The organism is Chromobacterium sphagni (genome assembly GCF_001855555.1).
Lineage (GTDB): Bacteria > Pseudomonadota > Gammaproteobacteria > Burkholderiales > Chromobacteriaceae > Chromobacterium > Chromobacterium sphagni.
Window position 1 is genome coordinate 64,184 of sequence record NZ_MKCT01000061.1, and the last position, 15,903, is coordinate 80,086.

28 protein-coding genes and 1 pseudogene are annotated in these 15,903 nt (G+C 56.6%); all 29 read left to right on the forward strand.

Going from position 1 to position 15,903, the window contains the following annotated elements:
- The first annotated feature begins 15 nt into the window (after positions 1-15).
- The 29 genes and pseudogenes from fusA (at position 16) to rpsD (ending at position 15,891) form a co-directional block, all read left to right on the forward strand.
- Positions 16-2,115, forward strand: a complete 2,100-nt coding sequence (gene fusA, locus BI344_RS18395; RefSeq protein WP_071114279.1) for an elongation factor G — start codon at positions 16-18, stop codon at positions 2,113-2,115.
- A gap of 81 nt (positions 2,116-2,196) precedes the next feature.
- On the forward strand, positions 2,197-3,387 hold the full coding sequence (gene tuf / locus BI344_RS18400; protein ID WP_071114270.1) for an elongation factor Tu: 1,191 nt from the start codon (positions 2,197-2,199) through the stop codon (positions 3,385-3,387).
- A 17-nt stretch (positions 3,388-3,404) separates the two neighbouring features.
- The gene (gene rpsJ, locus BI344_RS18405; protein WP_011137734.1) at positions 3,405-3,716 is read left to right on the forward strand and encodes a 30S ribosomal protein S10; all 312 of its coding nucleotides are present in this window, start codon (positions 3,405-3,407) and stop codon (positions 3,714-3,716) included.
- Positions 3,717-3,874: 158 nt separating this feature from the next.
- On the forward strand, positions 3,875-4,519 hold the full coding sequence (rplC, locus tag BI344_RS18410) for a 50S ribosomal protein L3 (protein WP_071114280.1): 645 nt from the start codon (positions 3,875-3,877) through the stop codon (positions 4,517-4,519).
- Positions 4,519-5,139: a 50S ribosomal protein L4 gene (gene rplD, locus BI344_RS18415; protein ID WP_071109263.1), complete on the forward strand. Its 621-nt coding sequence runs from the start codon at positions 4,519-4,521 to the stop codon at positions 5,137-5,139. Before rplC ends, rplD begins: the two co-directional genes overlap by 1 nt.
- Positions 5,136-5,444: a 50S ribosomal protein L23 gene (gene rplW / locus BI344_RS18420; RefSeq protein ID WP_043579379.1), complete on the forward strand. Its 309-nt coding sequence runs from the start codon at positions 5,136-5,138 to the stop codon at positions 5,442-5,444. The genes rplD and rplW overlap by 4 nt, the downstream gene beginning before the upstream one ends.
- 11 nt (positions 5,445-5,455) lie before the next feature.
- Positions 5,456-6,289 (forward strand): 50S ribosomal protein L2, encoded by an 834-nt coding sequence (gene rplB / locus BI344_RS23230; RefSeq protein ID WP_083338779.1) that lies wholly within the window; start codon positions 5,456-5,458, stop codon positions 6,287-6,289.
- 6 nt (positions 6,290-6,295) lie between these two features.
- Entirely contained in the window at positions 6,296-6,574 is a 279-nt protein-coding gene (gene rpsS / locus BI344_RS23235) for a 30S ribosomal protein S19 (protein ID WP_011137729.1), read from the forward strand.
- 9 nt (positions 6,575-6,583) lie between these two features.
- Positions 6,584-6,913 carry a 50S ribosomal protein L22 gene (gene rplV, locus BI344_RS18430; protein ID WP_021478358.1) on the forward strand — a complete coding sequence of 110 codons (330 nt, stop codon included), beginning with the start codon at positions 6,584-6,586 and terminating at the stop codon, positions 6,911-6,913.
- Between the two features lie 10 nt (positions 6,914-6,923).
- Positions 6,924-7,625 carry a 30S ribosomal protein S3 gene (gene rpsC / locus BI344_RS18435; RefSeq protein WP_071114281.1) on the forward strand — a complete coding sequence of 234 codons (702 nt, stop codon included), beginning with the start codon at positions 6,924-6,926 and terminating at the stop codon, positions 7,623-7,625.
- The gene (gene rplP / locus BI344_RS18440) at positions 7,609-8,025 is read left to right on the forward strand and encodes a 50S ribosomal protein L16 (RefSeq protein WP_071114282.1); all 417 of its coding nucleotides are present in this window, start codon (positions 7,609-7,611) and stop codon (positions 8,023-8,025) included. The genes rpsC and rplP overlap by 17 nt, the downstream gene beginning before the upstream one ends.
- Positions 8,025-8,213 carry a 50S ribosomal protein L29 gene (gene rpmC / locus BI344_RS18445; protein ID WP_071114283.1) on the forward strand — a complete coding sequence of 63 codons (189 nt, stop codon included), beginning with the start codon at positions 8,025-8,027 and terminating at the stop codon, positions 8,211-8,213. Before rplP ends, rpmC begins: the two co-directional genes overlap by 1 nt.
- Position 8,214: 1 nt before the next feature.
- Positions 8,215-8,478: a 30S ribosomal protein S17 gene (gene rpsQ / locus BI344_RS18450; RefSeq protein WP_011137724.1), complete on the forward strand. Its 264-nt coding sequence runs from the start codon at positions 8,215-8,217 to the stop codon at positions 8,476-8,478.
- A 203-nt stretch (positions 8,479-8,681) separates the two neighbouring features.
- Positions 8,682-9,050: a 50S ribosomal protein L14 gene (gene rplN / locus BI344_RS18455; protein WP_043579386.1), complete on the forward strand. Its 369-nt coding sequence runs from the start codon at positions 8,682-8,684 to the stop codon at positions 9,048-9,050.
- Positions 9,051-9,059: 9 nt separating this feature from the next.
- A complete protein-coding gene (rplX, locus tag BI344_RS18460) occupies positions 9,060-9,374 on the forward strand; it encodes a 50S ribosomal protein L24 (RefSeq protein WP_071114284.1) in 315 nt (104 codons plus the stop codon).
- Between the two features lie 9 nt (positions 9,375-9,383).
- Positions 9,384-9,923, forward strand: a complete 540-nt coding sequence (gene rplE / locus BI344_RS18465; protein WP_043579390.1) for a 50S ribosomal protein L5 — start codon at positions 9,384-9,386, stop codon at positions 9,921-9,923.
- Between the two features lie 4 nt (positions 9,924-9,927).
- Positions 9,928-10,233 carry a 30S ribosomal protein S14 gene (rpsN, locus tag BI344_RS23240; protein ID WP_083338780.1) on the forward strand — a complete coding sequence of 102 codons (306 nt, stop codon included), beginning with the start codon at positions 9,928-9,930 and terminating at the stop codon, positions 10,231-10,233.
- A gap of 14 nt (positions 10,234-10,247) precedes the next feature.
- Positions 10,248-10,643, forward strand: coding sequence for a 30S ribosomal protein S8 (gene rpsH, locus BI344_RS18475; protein WP_071114286.1), 396 nt, complete (start codon positions 10,248-10,250; stop codon positions 10,641-10,643).
- 9 nt (positions 10,644-10,652) lie between these two features.
- Positions 10,653-11,186, forward strand: a complete 534-nt coding sequence (gene rplF, locus BI344_RS18480; protein ID WP_071114287.1) for a 50S ribosomal protein L6 — start codon at positions 10,653-10,655, stop codon at positions 11,184-11,186.
- Positions 11,187-11,199: 13 nt separating this feature from the next.
- Positions 11,200-11,553, forward strand: a complete 354-nt coding sequence (gene rplR / locus BI344_RS18485) for a 50S ribosomal protein L18 (protein WP_043579398.1) — start codon at positions 11,200-11,202, stop codon at positions 11,551-11,553.
- 13 nt (positions 11,554-11,566) lie between these two features.
- Positions 11,567-12,085, forward strand: coding sequence for a 30S ribosomal protein S5 (gene rpsE / locus BI344_RS18490; protein WP_071114288.1), 519 nt, complete (start codon positions 11,567-11,569; stop codon positions 12,083-12,085).
- The gene (gene rpmD, locus BI344_RS18495; protein ID WP_011137715.1) at positions 12,078-12,263 is read left to right on the forward strand and encodes a 50S ribosomal protein L30; all 186 of its coding nucleotides are present in this window, start codon (positions 12,078-12,080) and stop codon (positions 12,261-12,263) included. The genes rpsE and rpmD overlap by 8 nt, the downstream gene beginning before the upstream one ends.
- 3 nt (positions 12,264-12,266) lie before the next feature.
- A complete protein-coding gene (gene rplO, locus BI344_RS18500) occupies positions 12,267-12,698 on the forward strand; it encodes a 50S ribosomal protein L15 (RefSeq protein ID WP_071114289.1) in 432 nt (143 codons plus the stop codon).
- Between the two features lie 11 nt (positions 12,699-12,709).
- A complete protein-coding gene (gene secY, locus BI344_RS18505) occupies positions 12,710-14,029 on the forward strand; it encodes a preprotein translocase subunit SecY (RefSeq protein ID WP_071114290.1) in 1,320 nt (439 codons plus the stop codon).
- Positions 14,030-14,115: 86 nt separating this feature from the next.
- A pseudogene (locus tag BI344_RS23245) lies at positions 14,116-14,253 on the forward strand (S1 domain-containing protein); the annotation flags it as partial.
- A gap of 38 nt (positions 14,254-14,291) precedes the next feature.
- Complete coding sequence (gene rpmJ / locus BI344_RS23250) at positions 14,292-14,405, forward strand: 50S ribosomal protein L36 (protein WP_011137711.1); 114 nt, start codon at positions 14,292-14,294, stop codon at positions 14,403-14,405.
- A 70-nt stretch (positions 14,406-14,475) separates the two neighbouring features.
- Positions 14,476-14,838 carry a 30S ribosomal protein S13 gene (gene rpsM / locus BI344_RS18515; protein WP_071114292.1) on the forward strand — a complete coding sequence of 121 codons (363 nt, stop codon included), beginning with the start codon at positions 14,476-14,478 and terminating at the stop codon, positions 14,836-14,838.
- A gap of 18 nt (positions 14,839-14,856) precedes the next feature.
- Positions 14,857-15,252 carry a 30S ribosomal protein S11 gene (rpsK, locus tag BI344_RS18520; protein WP_011137709.1) on the forward strand — a complete coding sequence of 132 codons (396 nt, stop codon included), beginning with the start codon at positions 14,857-14,859 and terminating at the stop codon, positions 15,250-15,252.
- A gap of 18 nt (positions 15,253-15,270) precedes the next feature.
- The gene (gene rpsD, locus BI344_RS18525; protein ID WP_043579407.1) at positions 15,271-15,891 is read left to right on the forward strand and encodes a 30S ribosomal protein S4; all 621 of its coding nucleotides are present in this window, start codon (positions 15,271-15,273) and stop codon (positions 15,889-15,891) included.
- Positions 15,892-15,903: the final 12 nt, after the last annotated feature.

Genomic DNA, 15,903 nt, shown 5'->3' on the forward strand with positions numbered 1-15,903 from the left:
TTCAAGGTGTAGATCGTGGCACGGAAAACCCCCCTAGAGCGCTACCGTAACATTGGTATCTCCGCTCACATTGACGCCGGTAAGACTACTACTACCGAGCGTATTCTGTTTTACACCGGTGTGAACCACAAGATCGGTGAAGTGCATGATGGCGCCGCCACCATGGACTGGATGGAGCAGGAGCAGGAACGTGGCATCACCATCACTTCCGCTGCTACCACCACCTATTGGAAAGGCATGGCCATGCAGTATCCGGCCCACCATTTCAATATCATCGATACCCCGGGACACGTGGACTTTACCATCGAGGTAGAGCGTTCCATGCGTGTGCTGGACGGTGCGGTAATGGTTTACTGCGCTGTGGGTGGTGTTCAGCCCCAGTCGGAAACCGTATGGCGCCAGGCCAACAAGTACAAGGTTCCGCGCATCGCGTTCGTGAACAAGATGGACCGTCAAGGCGCCAACTTCTTCCGCGCGGTTGAGCAGGTGAAGACTCGCCTGCGTGGCAACCCGGTGCCCATCGTTGTGCCTATCGGCGCTGAAGATACCTTCACCGGCGTGGTTGACCTGCTGAAGATGAAGGCCATCATCTGGGATGAGGCGTCTCAGGGCATGAAGTTCGAATACGGCGAAATCCCGGCCGACCTGGTTTCCGTTGCCGAAGAATGGCGCGAGAAGATGGTTGAAGCCGCCGCCGAAGTCAGCGAAGAAATGATGGACAAGTACTTGGGCGGCGAGACGCTGACCGAGGAAGAAATCGTTGCCGGTCTGCGCGAACGTACCCTGAAGTGCGAAATCCAGCCGATGCTGTGCGGTTCCGCGTTCAAGAACAAGGGTGTTCAGCGCATGCTGGACGCCGTGATCGAACTGCTGCCGAGCCCGCTCGACGTTCCCCCGGTTCCGGGCGAGAACGAAGATGGCACGCCGACCACTCGCGAAGCTTCCGACAGCGCATCGTTCTCCGCGCTGGCGTTCAAGCTGATGAACGACCCGTACGTGGGCCAGCTGACCTTCTTCCGCGTCTACTCCGGCGTGGTGAAGTCCGGCGACACCGTGCTGAACTCGGTCAAGGGCAAGAAGGAACGTATCGGCCGTATCGTGCAGATGCACGCCAACGACCGTAAAGAGATCGAAGAAGTGCACGCCGGCGACATCGCCGCTGCCATCGGTCTGAAAGAAGTCACCACCGGTGAAACCCTGTGCGCGATCGACGCTCCGTTGATCCTGGAGCGCATGGAATTCCCGGAGCCGGTGATTCACGTTGCCGTTGAGCCGAAGACCAAGGCCGACCAGGAGAAAATGGGCGTTGCCCTGAATCGCCTGGCTAAGGAAGACCCGTCGTTCCGCGTGCGTACCGACGAAGAATCCGGCCAGACCATCATTTCCGGTATGGGCGAACTGCACCTGGAAATTCTGGTTGACCGCATGCGTCGTGAATTCGGCGTTGAGGCCAACGTTGGCGCGCCGCAGGTTGCTTATCGCGAAACCATCACCAAGACGGTTACCGACGTTGACGGCAAGCACGTCAAGCAGTCCGGCGGTAAGGGTCAGTACGGTCACGCGGTCATCACCCTGGAGCCGTCCGGCGAAGGCAATGGCTACAAGTTTGTCGACGAGATCAAGGGTGGCGTGATTCCGCGCGAATTCATACCGTCCGTGGACAAGGGTATTCAAAACACCCTGTCCAACGGTATTCTCGCCGGCTTCCCGGTGGTTGACGTTACCGTGCGTCTGACCTTCGGTTCCTACCACGACGTCGACTCCTCGCAGATCGCGTTCGAACTGGCTGGCTCCATGGCATTCAAGGAAGCCATGCGCCGCGCCGGTCCGTGCATTCTCGAGCCGATGATGGCCGTGGAAGTGGAGACTCCGGAAGAGTACATGGGTGATGTCATGGGTGACTTGAACCGCCGTCGTGGCATGGTTCAAGGCATGGACGACGACGGTCTGGGCGGCAAGATCATCAAGGCCGAAGTACCGCTGGCCGAGATGTTCGGCTACTCCACCGATCTGCGTTCGGCCACCCAAGGCCGTGCTACCTACTCGATGGAGTTCAAGCACTACTCCCAGGCTCCGAAGCACGTCGCTGACGCTGTAATGGCCGCCAAGAAGTAATGCGCGCTGAGGCTGGTCGGCTTTTTCAATCAAGACCGACCAGTCCCGATCTAATGTTCTTTAATTAAGGATTTTTGCAAAATGGCAAAAGAAAAGTTTGCGCGGACCAAGCCGCACGTAAACGTAGGCACCATCGGTCACGTTGACCATGGTAAAACCACTCTGACCGCTGCTATCACCACCATTCTGTCGAAGAAGTTCGGTGGCGAAGCTAAAGACTACTCCCAGATCGATAGCGCGCCGGAAGAAAAGGCACGTGGTATTACCATCAATACCGCGCACGTTGAGTACGAAACCGAAGCCCGCCACTACGCACACGTAGATTGCCCGGGTCACGCCGACTACGTTAAGAACATGATCACCGGTGCCGCCCAGATGGACGGCGCGATCCTGGTCTGCTCGGCCGCTGACGGTCCGATGCCGCAAACCCGCGAACACATCCTGCTGTCCCGCCAGGTTGGCGTGCCGTACATCATCGTCTACCTGAACAAGGCTGACTTGGTTGACGACGCCGAGCTGCTGGAACTGGTTGAAATGGAAGTGCGCGATCTGCTGTCTTCCTACGACTTCCCGGGCGACGACACCCCGATCGTAACCGGCTCCGCTCGTCTGGCGCTGGAAGGCGACCAGTCCGAAATGGGCGAACCGTCGATCTTCCGTCTGGCCGCTGCTCTGGATTCCTACATCCCGACTCCGGAACGCGCTATCGACAAGCCGTTCCTGCTGCCGATCGAAGACGTGTTCTCGATCTCCGGCCGCGGCACCGTGGTGACCGGTCGTGTAGAGCGCGGCATCGTGAAAGTCGGCGAAGAGCTGGAAATCGTTGGCCTGAAAGAAACCGCCAAGACCACCTGCACCGGCGTGGAAATGTTCCGCAAGTTGCTGGACCAAGGTCAGGCTGGCGACAATGTGGGCGTGCTGCTGCGCGGCACCAAGCGTGAAGACGTTGAGCGTGGCCAAGTTCTGGTGAAGCCGGGCTCCATCAAGCCGCACACCGAGTTCAGCGGTTCCGTGTACGTGTTGAGCAAGGAAGAGGGCGGTCGTCACACTCCGTTCTTCGCCAACTACCGTCCGCAGTTCTACTTCCGCACCACTGACGTGACCGGCGCGGTTACGCTGGCTGAGGGCGTGGAAATGGTAATGCCGGGCGATAACGTGGAAATCACCGTTAAGCTGATCGCTCCGATCGCGATGGAAGAGGGTCTGCGTTTCGCGATCCGCGAAGGTGGCCGTACCGTCGGCGCCGGCGTTGTTTCCAAGATCATCGCTTAATCGGACCGGAGATTTTCATGTCTAGCCAAAAAATCCGCATCCGTCTGAAGGCGTTCGATTACAACCTGATCGACCGTTCCGCTCAGGAAATCGTTGAAACCGCCAAGCGCACCGGCGCCGTAGTCAAGGGCCCGGTTCCGCTGCCGACCAAAATCGAGCGTTTCAACGTCCTGCGTTCGCCGCACGTGAACAAGACTTCCCGCGACCAGCTGGAAATCCGCACGCACCTGCGTCTGATGGACATCGTTGATCCGACCGACAAGACCGTCGATGCTCTGATGAAGCTCGACCTGCCGGCCGGTGTGGATGTGGAAATCAAGCTGCAGTAATCGCTTAAGTTCAAGGGTTTGCGAGCTAAGTGCTTGCGATTCTTGAATTTTCTGTGATACATTAGCGGACTCGCCATATTGGCGAGTCCGTTTTTGTTTTTTATGTCGTGTTTTTTATGCCGGTCAATCGCAATCGGCGCCTGAAAAAGGAAATAAACATGAGTTTAGGTCTTGTCGGTCGCAAAGTCGGCATGACCCGCATTTTTGCCGAAGATGGCGCAACCATCCCGGTAACTGTGCTGGACATGTCCGCTAACCGCGTCACGCAAATCAAAACTGCAGAAACCGACGGCTACAATGCCGTGCAGGTTACTTTTGGCTCGAAAAAAGCCAATCGTGTAAACAAGGCTGCAGCTGGCCACTTCGCCAAGGCTGGCGTTGAAGCAGGTGAAGTCCTGGTAGAGTTCGCTCTGTCGGCTGAAACCGTTGCCAACTTCAAGCTGGGCGATGCTGTCGCTGTTGAAACCTTCGCTGTTGGTCAACTGGTTGATATTACCGGTACCTCCAAGGGTAAGGGCTTCTCCGGTGTGATCAAGCGTCACAACTTCTCTTCCAACCGTGCTTCCCACGGTAACTCGCGTTCGCACAATACGCCGGGTTCCATCGGTCAGGCGCAGGATCCGGGTCGCGTTTTCCCGGGTAAGCGCATGGCTGGTCAGTACGGTAACGTCAAGAGCACTGTACAGTGCCTCGAGATCGTTCGTATCGACGCAGAGCGTCAGCTGATCCTGGTCAAGGGCGCAGTCCCGGGCGCCAAGAACGGCGACGTGGTCGTGCGTCCTAGCGTGAAAGCGGGTGCGTGATGGAATTGAATGTAATCAATACCCAAGGCAAGGCTGTTGGTAGCCTGCAAGTGTCCGACTCCCTGTTCGGCCGCGACTACAACGAAGCTCTGGTACACCAAGTCGTTACCGCGTTCCTGGCGAACGCCCGTAGCGGCAACCGTGCCCAGCTGACTCGTGCAGAAGTGAAGCACTCGACCAAGAAGCCGTTCCGTCAGAAGGGCACTGGTAACGCTCGTGCAGGTATGACTTCCACCCCGAACCGTCGTGGTGGTGGCCGTGCTTTCCCGAACAAGCCGGACGAGAACTTCACCCAGAAGATCAACCGCAAGATGTTCCGTGCTGGTATGGCGGCTATCCTGTCGCAACTGGTGCGTGACGAGCGTCTGATCATCGTGGACGAGCTCAATGTAGCCAGCCCGAAGACCAAGGAGTTCGTGGGTACTGTTCAGCCGATGGGTCTGGAGCAGGCTCTGTTCATCACTGGTGAACTGAACGAAAACCTCTATCTCTCTTCGCGTAACCTGCCGAACGTGCTGGTTATCGAGGCTCAACAAGCTGACCCGTACAGCCTGCTGCGCTTCAAGAAGACCGTGATCACCCGCGACGCCGTGAAGCAACTGGAGGAGCAGTGGGCATGAACCAAGAACGTCTGTTGCAAGTAATCCTTGCTCCCATCGTTTCCGAAAAGAGCACCATGATCGCTGAGAAGCATCAGCAAATGGCGTTCCGTGTTGCTACCAACGCAACCAAGCCGGAAATCAAGGCGGCTGTTGAGATGCTGTTCAACGTAAAAGTTGAAGGCGTTTCCACTGTGAACGTCAAGGGCAAGGTTAAGCGTTTCGGCCGTTCCACCGGTCGTCGCAGTGACTGGAAAAAGGCCTACGTAAGCTTGGTCGAAGGTCAAGAAATTGATCTGACCGCTACCCCGGCCGCGGCGGAGTAAGGAGATAGAGCATGCCTATCGTTAAGGTAAAACCGACTTCCGCGGGTCGCCGTGCCGTTGTCAAGGTAGTACACCCTGACCTGCACAAAGGTGCTCCGCACGCTGCCCTGGTTGAGAAGAAAAACTCGACCGGTGGCCGTAACAACAATGGTCACATCACTACGCGTCATCGTGGTGGCGGCCATAAGAAGCACTACCGTCTGATCGACTTCCGTCGCAACAAGGATGGCATCCCGGCTAAGGTGGAACGCGTCGAATACGACCCGAACCGCACTGCCCACATCGCCCTCCTGTGCTACGCCGACGGCGAGCGCCGCTACATCATCGCCCCGCGCGGTGTGAAGGTTGGTGCCGTATTGCTGTCCGGTTCGGAAGCGCCGATCAAGGCCGGTAACACCCTGCCGATCCGCAACATCCCGGTGGGTACCACTATCCACTGCGTGGAACTGCAACCTGGCAAGGGCGCCCAGATGGTTCGCTCCGCTGGTGCTTCTGCGATGCTGCTGGCTCGCGAAGGCGCTTACGCTCAACTGCGTCTGCGCTCGGGCGAAATCCGCCTGGTGCACGTCGATTGCCGTGCAACTGTTGGTGAAGTGGGTAATGAAGAGCACTCCCTGCGCAAGCTGGGTAAAGCAGGTGCTTCTCGTTGGCGCGGCATCCGCCCGACCGTTCGCGGTACGGCGATGAACCCGATCGATCACCCGCACGGTGGTGGTGAAGGCCGCACTGGCGAAGGCCGCGTGCCGGTTAGCCCATGGGGCACTCCGGCTAAGGGCTTCCGTACCCGTCGCAACAAGCGTACCGACAACATGATCGTACGCCGTCGCTATTCCAACAAAGGGTAATTGACAATGGCACGTTCGCAGAAAAAAGGCCCGTTCGTTGACCTGCATCTCCTGAAAAAGGTTGATGCGGTACGGGCAACCAGCGACAAGCGTCCGATCAAGACCTGGTCCCGTCGTTCGACCATCCTGCCGGACTTCATTGGCTTGACCATCGCTGTACACAACGGTCGCACTCACGTTCCCGTCTATGTTTCTGAAAACATGGTCGGTCATAAACTGGGTGAATTCTCGCTGACTCGCACCTTCAAAGGCCATGCTGCCGATAAGAAGGCGAAGAAGAAGTAAGGTGAAGCGATGAGAGTATCTGCAAATCTGAAAAGTGTTCGCCTGTCGGCACAAAAGTGCCGCCTGGTGGCCGATCTGGTCCGCGGTCAATCCGTGGCCCAGGCGCTGAATATCCTGGCCTTCTCCCCGAAGAAGGGCGCGGTAATCATCAAGAAAGTGCTGGAATCTGCAATCGCTAACGCCGAGCACAACGAAGGCGCTGACATCGACACCCTGCGTGTCACCAGCATCTTCGTTGACAAGGGCGCTAGTCTGAAGCGTTTCACTGCCCGTGCTAAGGGTCGTGGCAATCGCATCGAAAAGCAGACCTGCCACATCTCGTTGACCGTTGGCAATTAAGGGGTAAGAAATGGGTCAGAAGATTCATCCGACGGGATTCCGTCTTGCCGTTAACAAAAACTGGTCTTCCAAGTGGTTCGCGTCTTCGAAGAACTTCCCGGAAATGCTGAAACAGGATATCGAAGTTCGCGAATTCCTGAAGAAGCGTCTGGGTCATGCTTCGGTTGGCCGCGTTACCATCGAGCGTCCGGCCAAGTCCGCCCGCATCACCATTCACAGCGCCCGTCCGGGTGTCGTGATCGGTAAGAAGGGCGAAGACATTGAAGTTCTGAAGCAAGAACTGCAAAAGCGCCTGGGCGTTCCGGTACACGTCAACATCGAAGAAGTTCGCAAGCCGGAACTGGACGCGCAAATCATCGCCGACGGCATCGCTTCCCAGCTGGAGAAGCGCGTGATGTTCCGTCGCGCCATGAAGCGCGCGATGCAGAACGCCATGCGTCTGGGTGCCGAAGGCATCAAGATCATGTCCTCCGGTCGTCTGAACGGTATCGACATCGCGCGTAGCGAATGGTACCGCGAAGGCCGCGTTCCGCTGCATACCCTGCGCGCCGACGTGGATTACGCTACCTCGGAAGCCAAGACTACCTACGGTATCATCGGCATCAAGGTATGGGTATACAAAGGCGAGCTGAAGCCGGGCCAGGTAGTGGCCACGCCGGCAGCTCCCGAGAAGAAAATGAGAAAGGGTGCCCGCAATGCTGCAGCCAACTAGACTCAAGTACCGCAAACAGCATAAAGGCCGCAACACGGGTATCGCTACTCGTGGCAACAAAGTGAGCTTTGGTGATTTCGGTCTGAAGGCTGTTGGTCGTGGTCGCCTGACCGCGCGCCAGATTGAAGCTGCGCGTCGCGCGATGACCCGCCACATCAAGCGTGGCGGTCGCATCTGGATCCGCATCTTCCCGGACAAGCCGATCACCTCGAAGCCCGCAGAAGTGCGTATGGGTAACGGTAAGGGCTCTCCGGAGTTCTACGTGGCCGAGATTCAGCCTGGCAAGATGCTGTACGAAATGGATGGTGTTTCCGAGGAACTCGCTCGTGAAGCTTTCCGTCTGGCCGCAGCTAAGCTGCCGATCGCCACTGTGTTCGTAACCAAACAGGTAGGTCAGTAATGAAAGCGTCCGAACTGAAAGCCAAAACTGTTGACGAGCTGAAGGCGGAACTGCTGAGCCTGCTGAAGGCCCAGTTTGCGCTGCGCATGCAGCACGCTACTCAGCAACTCGCCAAGACCTCTGAACTGAAGAAAGTGCGTCGTGAAATCGCTCGCGTTCGCACCGTTCTGAAAGAAAAGGCAGTTTAAGATGAGCGAAACCAAAGTGGTACGTACGCTGACCGGTGTGGTGGTCAGCGACAAGATGGATAAGACTGTTACCGTCCTGGTCGAGCGCAAGGTTAAGCACCCGATCTACGGCAAGATTATCCGTCGCTCCAAGAAGTTCCACGCACACGACGAGAACAACGAGTTCAAGGCGGGCGACCTGGTAGTTATCAGCGAGTCCCGTCCGCTCTCGAAGACCAAGTCGTGGGTGGTAACTGGCCTGGTTGAGAAATCTCGCCAGGTATAAAGCTTGCAGAGGACTTCGGTCCTCTGTATAATGGCCACCTCTTGCATCTACTTTCGCAAGAGTTCCGCCCTTACGGGGTCCAAAACTGGCCGTTGGATACGCCACAGTTTTCTGTGGCGTTTCGTCTGTATGGTCTTGCTTTTATGCGAGAAACCGGCAGGTGAAAGTGACGGATAAAGTTGGATTAGAAAGGTAATCATCAAATGATCCAAATGCAGACCATGCTTGAGGTCGCTGACAACACTGGTGCGCGTCACGTTATGTGCATCAAGGTGTTGGGTGGCTCCAAGCGTCGCTATGCTAGCGTAGGTGACATTATCAAGGTGAGCATCAAGGATGCCGCTCCGCGTGGTCGCGTCAAAAAAGGCGACGTCTACAATGCGGTCGTGGTACGCACTGCCAAAGGCGTGCGCCGTCCGGATGGCTCTTTGATCAAGTTTGACAGCAACGCTGCTGTTCTGCTCAACAACAAGCTTGAGCCGATCGGCACTCGTATCTTCGGGCCCGTTACGCGTGAACTGCGTACCGAACGCTTCATGAAGATCGTTTCGCTGGCTCCTGAAGTGCTGTAAGGAGGTCACATGCGCAAAATTCGTAAAGGTGATGAAGTCGTAGTAATCACCGGCAAAGACAAGGGTAAGCGCGGCACCGTCCTGCGTGTTCTGGACGAGAAGCTGGTCGTCGAAGGCGTCAACATCGCCAAAAAACACCAGAAACCGAATCCGGTACGTGGCGTGGCTGGCGGCATCGTTGAAAAAACCATGCCTGTGGACGCATCGAACGTCGCGATTTTCAATCCGGCAAGCCAAAAGGCTGACCGCGTGGGCTTCAAGGTTCTTGAAGACGGCCGTAAGGTACGCGTGTTCAAGTCTAGCGGCGAAGTTATCGGCGCCTAAGGAGCAAACATGGCACGTCTCTACGATTTCTACAAAGACAGCGTAGTGCCGGAACTGATGAAACAGTTCGGCTACAAGTCGATCATGCAAGTTCCGCGTATCGAGAAGATCACCGTGAACATGGGCGTGGGCGAAGCCGTTGCCGATAAAAAGGTAATGGAATTCGCCGTGGGCGATATGGAAAAGATCGCCGGCCAGAAGCCGGTTGTCACCACCGCCCGCAAGTCCATCGCCGGCTTCAAGATCCGCGACAACTACCCGGTAGGTTGCAAGGTAACTCTGCGTCGCGAACGCATGTACGAGTTCCTGGACCGCCTGGTAACCATCGCGCTGCCGCGCGTTCGCGACTTCCGTGGTGTGTCTGCCAAGTCCTTCGATGGCCGTGGCAACTACAACATGGGCGTCAAAGAACAGATCATCTTCCCGGAAATCGAGTACGACAAGATCGATGCTCTGCGTGGTATGAACATTACTGTCACCACTACGGCGAAGACTGACGAAGAGGCCCGCGCACTGCTGGCCGCGTTCAAGTTCCCGTTCAAGGGTTAAGCACATGGCAAGACTTGCACTGATTAACCGTGAAGAGAAGCGCGTCAAGCTGGCTGAAAAGTATTCCGCCAAGCGTGAAGCCCTGATCGCCACCATCAACAACCAGAGCCTCTCGGAAGAAGAGCGTTTCGCCGCCCGCCTGCAACTGCAGCAACTGCCGCGCAACGCTTCCCCGGTACGCCAGCGTCGTCGCTGCGCCATCACCGGTCGTCCGCGTGGTGTATTCCGCAAATTCGGTTTGGGTCGTAACAAGCTGCGTGAGATCGCCATGAAGGGTGAGATTCCGGGTGTTGTTAAGGCCAGCTGGTAATAGGAGACACATAAATGAGCATGCACGATCCTATTTCCGATATGTTGACCCGCATCCGCAACGGCCAACGCGCTTCCAAGGTGGCAGTTTCCATGCCGTCTTCCAAGCTGAAGGTTGCGCTGGCGCAGGTGCTGAAAGAAGAAGGCTACATTGAAGATTTCGCCGTTGCCGGCGAAGCCAAGAAGCCTGTTCTCGATATCCAGCTCAAGTACTACGCTGGCCGTCCGGTGATCGAGCGCATTGACCGCGTTTCCCGTCCTGGCCTGCGCGTGTACAAGGGCTCCACCGAAATCCCGAAGGTCATGAATGGTCTGGGCGTGGCGATCTTGTCCACTTCCCAAGGCATCATGACTGACCGTAAAGCGCGCTCCACCGGCATCGGTGGCGAGTTGCTCTGCGTCGTGGCTTAAGGGGGTCAAATGTCTCGCGTAGCTAAGAATCCCGTAGCCATTCCGGCTGGCGTTGAAGTGAAGTTCAATGCTGCAGAAGTGATTGTAAAGGGGGCCCTGGGCACCCTGAGCACCGCTCTGTGCGAACAGGTAGAAATCAAGCTGGACAACAACCAGCTGACTTTCGCTGCCAAGAACGACAGCAAGTTCGCGCGTGCCATGTCCGGCACCCTGCGCGCCCTGTTGAACAACATGGTTAACGGCGTATCCAAGGGCTTCGAGAAGAAGCTGCAACTGGTAGGCGTGGGCTATCGTGCCCAGGCTCAGGGCGATATGCTGAACCTGTCTCTTGGTTTCTCCCACCCGGTAGCTCACAAGATGCCCGAAGGCATCAAGGTTGAGACTCCGACTCAGACCGAGATCCTGGTTAAGGGCGCCAACAAGCAGCTCGTAGGCCAGATCGCAGCTGAAATCCGCGCTTACCGCGCTCCCGAGCCTTACAAAGGCAAGGGTGTTCGCTACGCTGATGAAGTTGTGGTTCTGAAAGAAACCAAGAAGAAGTAACTGAGGCACTGATATGGACAAGAAACAAGCTCGACTCCGCCGCGCACGTAAAACCCGTGCCCGGATCGCGGAGCTCAAGATGGTGCGTCTCACTGTGTACCGCACCAACAGCCACATTTACGCCCAGATCGTTGATGAGACCGGCAGCAAGGTACTGGCAAGCGCTTCCTCGCTGGAAGCCGACGTACGCGCTGAACTCTCCAACGGCGGCAACGTGGCAGCTGCGGCCGTGATCGGCAAGCGCATTGCCGAAAAGGCAAAAGCTGCTGGCATCGAGAAAGTTGCTTTCGATCGTTCCGGTTTCAAATACCACGGTCGCATGAAGGCACTGGCTGACGCCGCTCGCGAACACGGCCTCGTATTCTAATTCGGAGTGAAGAATGGCTAAGCACGAAATGGAAGATCGCGGCGACGGTCTGGTCGAGAAAATGATCAGCGTCAACCGCGTCACCAAAGTGGTCAAGGGCGGCCGTATCATGGCTTTCTCTGCCCTGACCGTAGTTGGTGATGGCGACGGCGGTATCGGCATGGGTAAGGGTCGTTCCAAGGAAGTTCCGGTTGCCGTACAAAAGGCAATGGAACAGGCCCGCCACACCATGGTCAAGATCCCGCTGAAGAACGGCACGCTGCAGCACACTGTAGTGGGCAAACACGGTGCAACCACCGTGTTCATCCAGCCGGCCAAAGAAGGTACCGGCGTGAAGGCCGGTGGCCCGATGCGCGCGATCTTCGACGCAATGGGTGTTCATAACGTTTCGGCCAAGATTCATGGTTCCACCAACCCGTACAACGTGGTTCGTGCAACTCTGAACGGCCTGAGCAACATCAGCACTCCGGCGCAAATCGCCGCCAAGCGTGGCCTGAGCGTCGAGGACATCCTGGGGGTGGTTCATGAGTAACGCCAAGACTGTTAAGGTCACTCTGGTAAAGAGCCTGATCGGTCGCCTGGAGTCTCACAAGGCCTGCGCCCGTGGTCTGGGTCTGAAGAAGATTCGCCAGACCGTTGAAGTGCTCGATACCCCTGAAAACCGTGGCATGATCAACAAGATCAGCTACCTGCTCAAATTCGAGGGCTAAGAGATGCTGCTGAACACCGTACAACCGGGTGCCGGCGCCAAGCATGCCAAGCGCCGTGTCGGCCGTGGCATCGGTTCCGGCCTGGGCAAGACTTGCGGCCGCGGCCACAAGGGTCAAAAGAGCCGTGCCGGTGGTTTCCACAAGGTAGGCTTCGAAGGCGGTCAAATGCCGCTGCAACGTCGTCTGCCGAAGCGCGGCTTCAAGTCGCTGACGGCTCGCTTCGTTTGCGAAGTTCGCCTGTCCGAACTGAACCTGCTGCCGGTCGATGAAATCGATCTGCTGGCTCTCAAGCAAGCCGGTCTGGTGGCTGCTCAGGCACTCGTTGCCAAGGTAGTCCTGTCCGGTAAGGTTGAGCGCGCGGTCAAACTGCGTGGTATCAGCGTTACCGCTGGCGCCCGCGCTGCCATCGAGGCTGCCGGCGGCAGCATTGAATAAGGCATAAATTTGTGGCGAATACTTCTCTAGTGGCGAATGCCAATAAGTTTGGTGATCTGAAGCGTAGAATCTGGTTCCTGATTGGAGCATTGATCGTTTACCGTATCGGTGCGCACATTCCGGTGCCAGGTGTGAACCCTGCCGAACTAGCGAAGTTGTTCCACACATCGCAGACGGGCCTGCTCGACATGTTCAACATGTTTTCGGGCGGTGCCCTCTCGAGGTTTACGGTTTTTGCCCTGGGCATCACACCGTACATCTCGGCTTCCATCATTCTGCAGCTCGCGGCCGAGGCATTGCCCAGCCTGAAGCAGCTGAAGAAGGAAGGCGATGCGGGACGTCGCAAGATAACCCAGTACACGCGTTACGCCACCGTGCTGCTCGCGACTTTTCAAAGTTTCGGCATCGCGGTGATGTTGTACAAGCAGCCAAACCTGGTGATGACTGCTCAGTGGGAGTTTTACCTGACATCCGTGGTGTCTCTGGTCACCGGAACCATGTTTCTGATGTGGTTGGGCGAACAGATCACCGAGCGCGGTATCGGCAACGGTATCTCGCTGATCATCTGCGCCGGTATCGCGTCGGGTGTTCCGGCTGCCATCGGTAAAACCCTGACTCTTACCAGTCAGGGCTCGTTGCCTATCCTGTTTGCGATCGTGCTGTTTGTCGCGGTGATCCTGGTGACTTTCGTGGTGGTCTACGCTGAGCGTGGCCAACGCAAGGTTCTGGTGAACTACGCCAAGCGTCAGGTTGGCAATCGCGTCATGCAGGGCCAGAGCACGCATCTGCCGCTCAAGCTCAACATGGCAGGGGTGATTCCTCCGATCTTTGCATCCAGCATCATTCTGTTCCCGGCCACCGTTCTCGGCTGGTTTGGCCAGGGTGAGCACATGTCCTGGTTGAAGGGTGTGGCCGACAAACTGCATCCGGGTCAGCCTATCTATGTGCTGTTGTATGCTGCTGCAATCATCTTCTTCTGCTATTTCTACACGGCGTTGGTTTTCAACCCGAAGGAAACGGCAGACAACTTGAAGAAGAGTGGGGCGTTCATTCCAGGCATCCGTCCAGGTGAGCAGACTTCCCGCTACATCGAGAAGATCATTCTGCGACTGACACTGATCGGTGCGATCTATATCACGCTGGTCTGCCTGCTGCCGGAATTCCTGATCCTGAAGTGGAACGTGCCGTTCTACTTCGGTGGTACATCGCTGCTGATCATGGTGGTGGTGACCATGGACTTCATGGCTCAGGTGCAGTCCTATGTGTTGTCGCATCAGTATGAGAGCTTGCTGAAGAAGGCCAACTTCAAAGGCAACGCCCTTACCCGCTGACGCACGAGTTCACGCTGGGTGTGGCTGAGAAGACACTATCCAGTTTCACGACTGGGTCCCGGGGAGTTCCCCGGAGCCTGGCTGGAAATGGACACGTGGTACTGGGATATATCTCTGGGAAGATGCGGATGTTCTGCATCCGCATTCTGCCAGGCGAGCAAGTGATGATGAAGCCCGCTTCATTTGATCGGTCCCGGGCGCACATTGTGTTCCGTGCGAAGTAACGCATTCGCTCTTTATTTGGATTTGAAAGGATCTGAACATGCGAGTACAGCCTTCTGTAAAGAAGATTTGCCGTAATTGCAAAATTATCCGTCGCAATCGCGTAGTACGCGTGATCTGCACGGACCCGCGTCACAAGCAAAAACAAGGCTAACATTTGTTAGACCTCGATTTGCGTGATACAATCGCAAACTTTTCAAGGTCTTAAGGCTTAAGGAAAGAGTATGGCCCGTATTGCAGGGGTAAATATCCCCAATCATGCGCATGCCGTTATCGGCCTGCAGGCAATCTTCGGCATCGGTCAGACTCGCGCCCAGCAGATTTGTGCTGCTGCCAGCGTGAATCCTTCCACGAAAGTGAAGGATCTGACGGACGCCGAGATGGAAACTCTGCGTGATGCAGTGGCGAAGTTCACCGTTGAAGGTGACCTGCGTCGCGAAATCACCATGAGCATCAAACGTCTGATGGACATGGGCTGCTATCGCGGCATGCGCCATCGTCGTGGCTTGCCGTGCCGCGGTCAGCGCACTCGCACTAACGCTCGTACCCGCAAGGGACCGCGTAAGGCGATCGCCGGCAAGAAGTAATCTTAAGGAACACAGAGAATGGCTAAAGCAAACACAGCTGTCCGTGTACGTAAAAAAGTGCGCAAGTCTGTTAGCGAAGGTATCGTGCACGTTCACGCTTCGTTCAACAACACCATCATCACTATCACCGACCGTCAAGGCAATGCACTGTCTTGGGCTACCTCTGGCGGCGCTGGTTTTAAGGGCTCGCGCAAGAGTACACCCTTTGCTGCTCAGGTAGCTGCAGAGCACGCTGGTAAAGTTGCCCAAGAATATGGTGTGAAGAACCTCGAAGTTCGTATTAAAGGCCCGGGCCCGGGTCGTGAATCCGCTGTTCGCGCACTCAACTCGCTGGGCTTCAAGATCACCAGCATCTCCGACGTGACGCCGGTACCGCACAACGGTTGCCGTCCGCCCAAAAAACGTCGTATCTAATTCGGAGAGTGTGAGAACATGGCACGTTATATTGGCCCGAAGTGCAAGCTCGCTCGTCGTGAAGGCACCGACCTTTTCCTGAAGAGCGCGCGTCGTGCACTGGATTCCAAATGCAAACTGGACACCCCTCCTGGTCAGCATGGCGCCCGTCGCGGCCGCCTGTCCGACTATGGCGTCCAGCTGCGTGAAAAGCAGAAAATCCGCCGCATCTACGGCGTACTCGAGCGTCAGTTCCGCAACTACTTTGCGGAAGCTGTGCGCCGCAAGGGCTCTACGGGTGAAAACCTGCTGAAGCTGCTTGAGTCCCGCCTGGACAACGTTGTATATCGCATGGGCTTTGGCTCCACTCGCGCCGAAGCGCGCCAGCTGGTAAGCCACAAGGCTATCGTTGTGAATGGCCAGGTTGTGAACATTCCGTCGTACCAGGTTAAAGCCGGTGACGTAGTGTCCGTCCGCGAAAAAGCCAAGAAACAGGCTCGTATCGCTGAAGGCCTGGCTCTGGCCGAGCAAGGTGGCTTCCCGTCTTGGGTGTCGGTTGACTCCAAGAAAATGGAAGGCGTCTTCAAATCCGCACCGGAACGTTCCGAACTGTCTAGCGATATCAACGAACAACTCGTTGTGGAATTCTACTCCAAGTAATCGCTAGCTCTT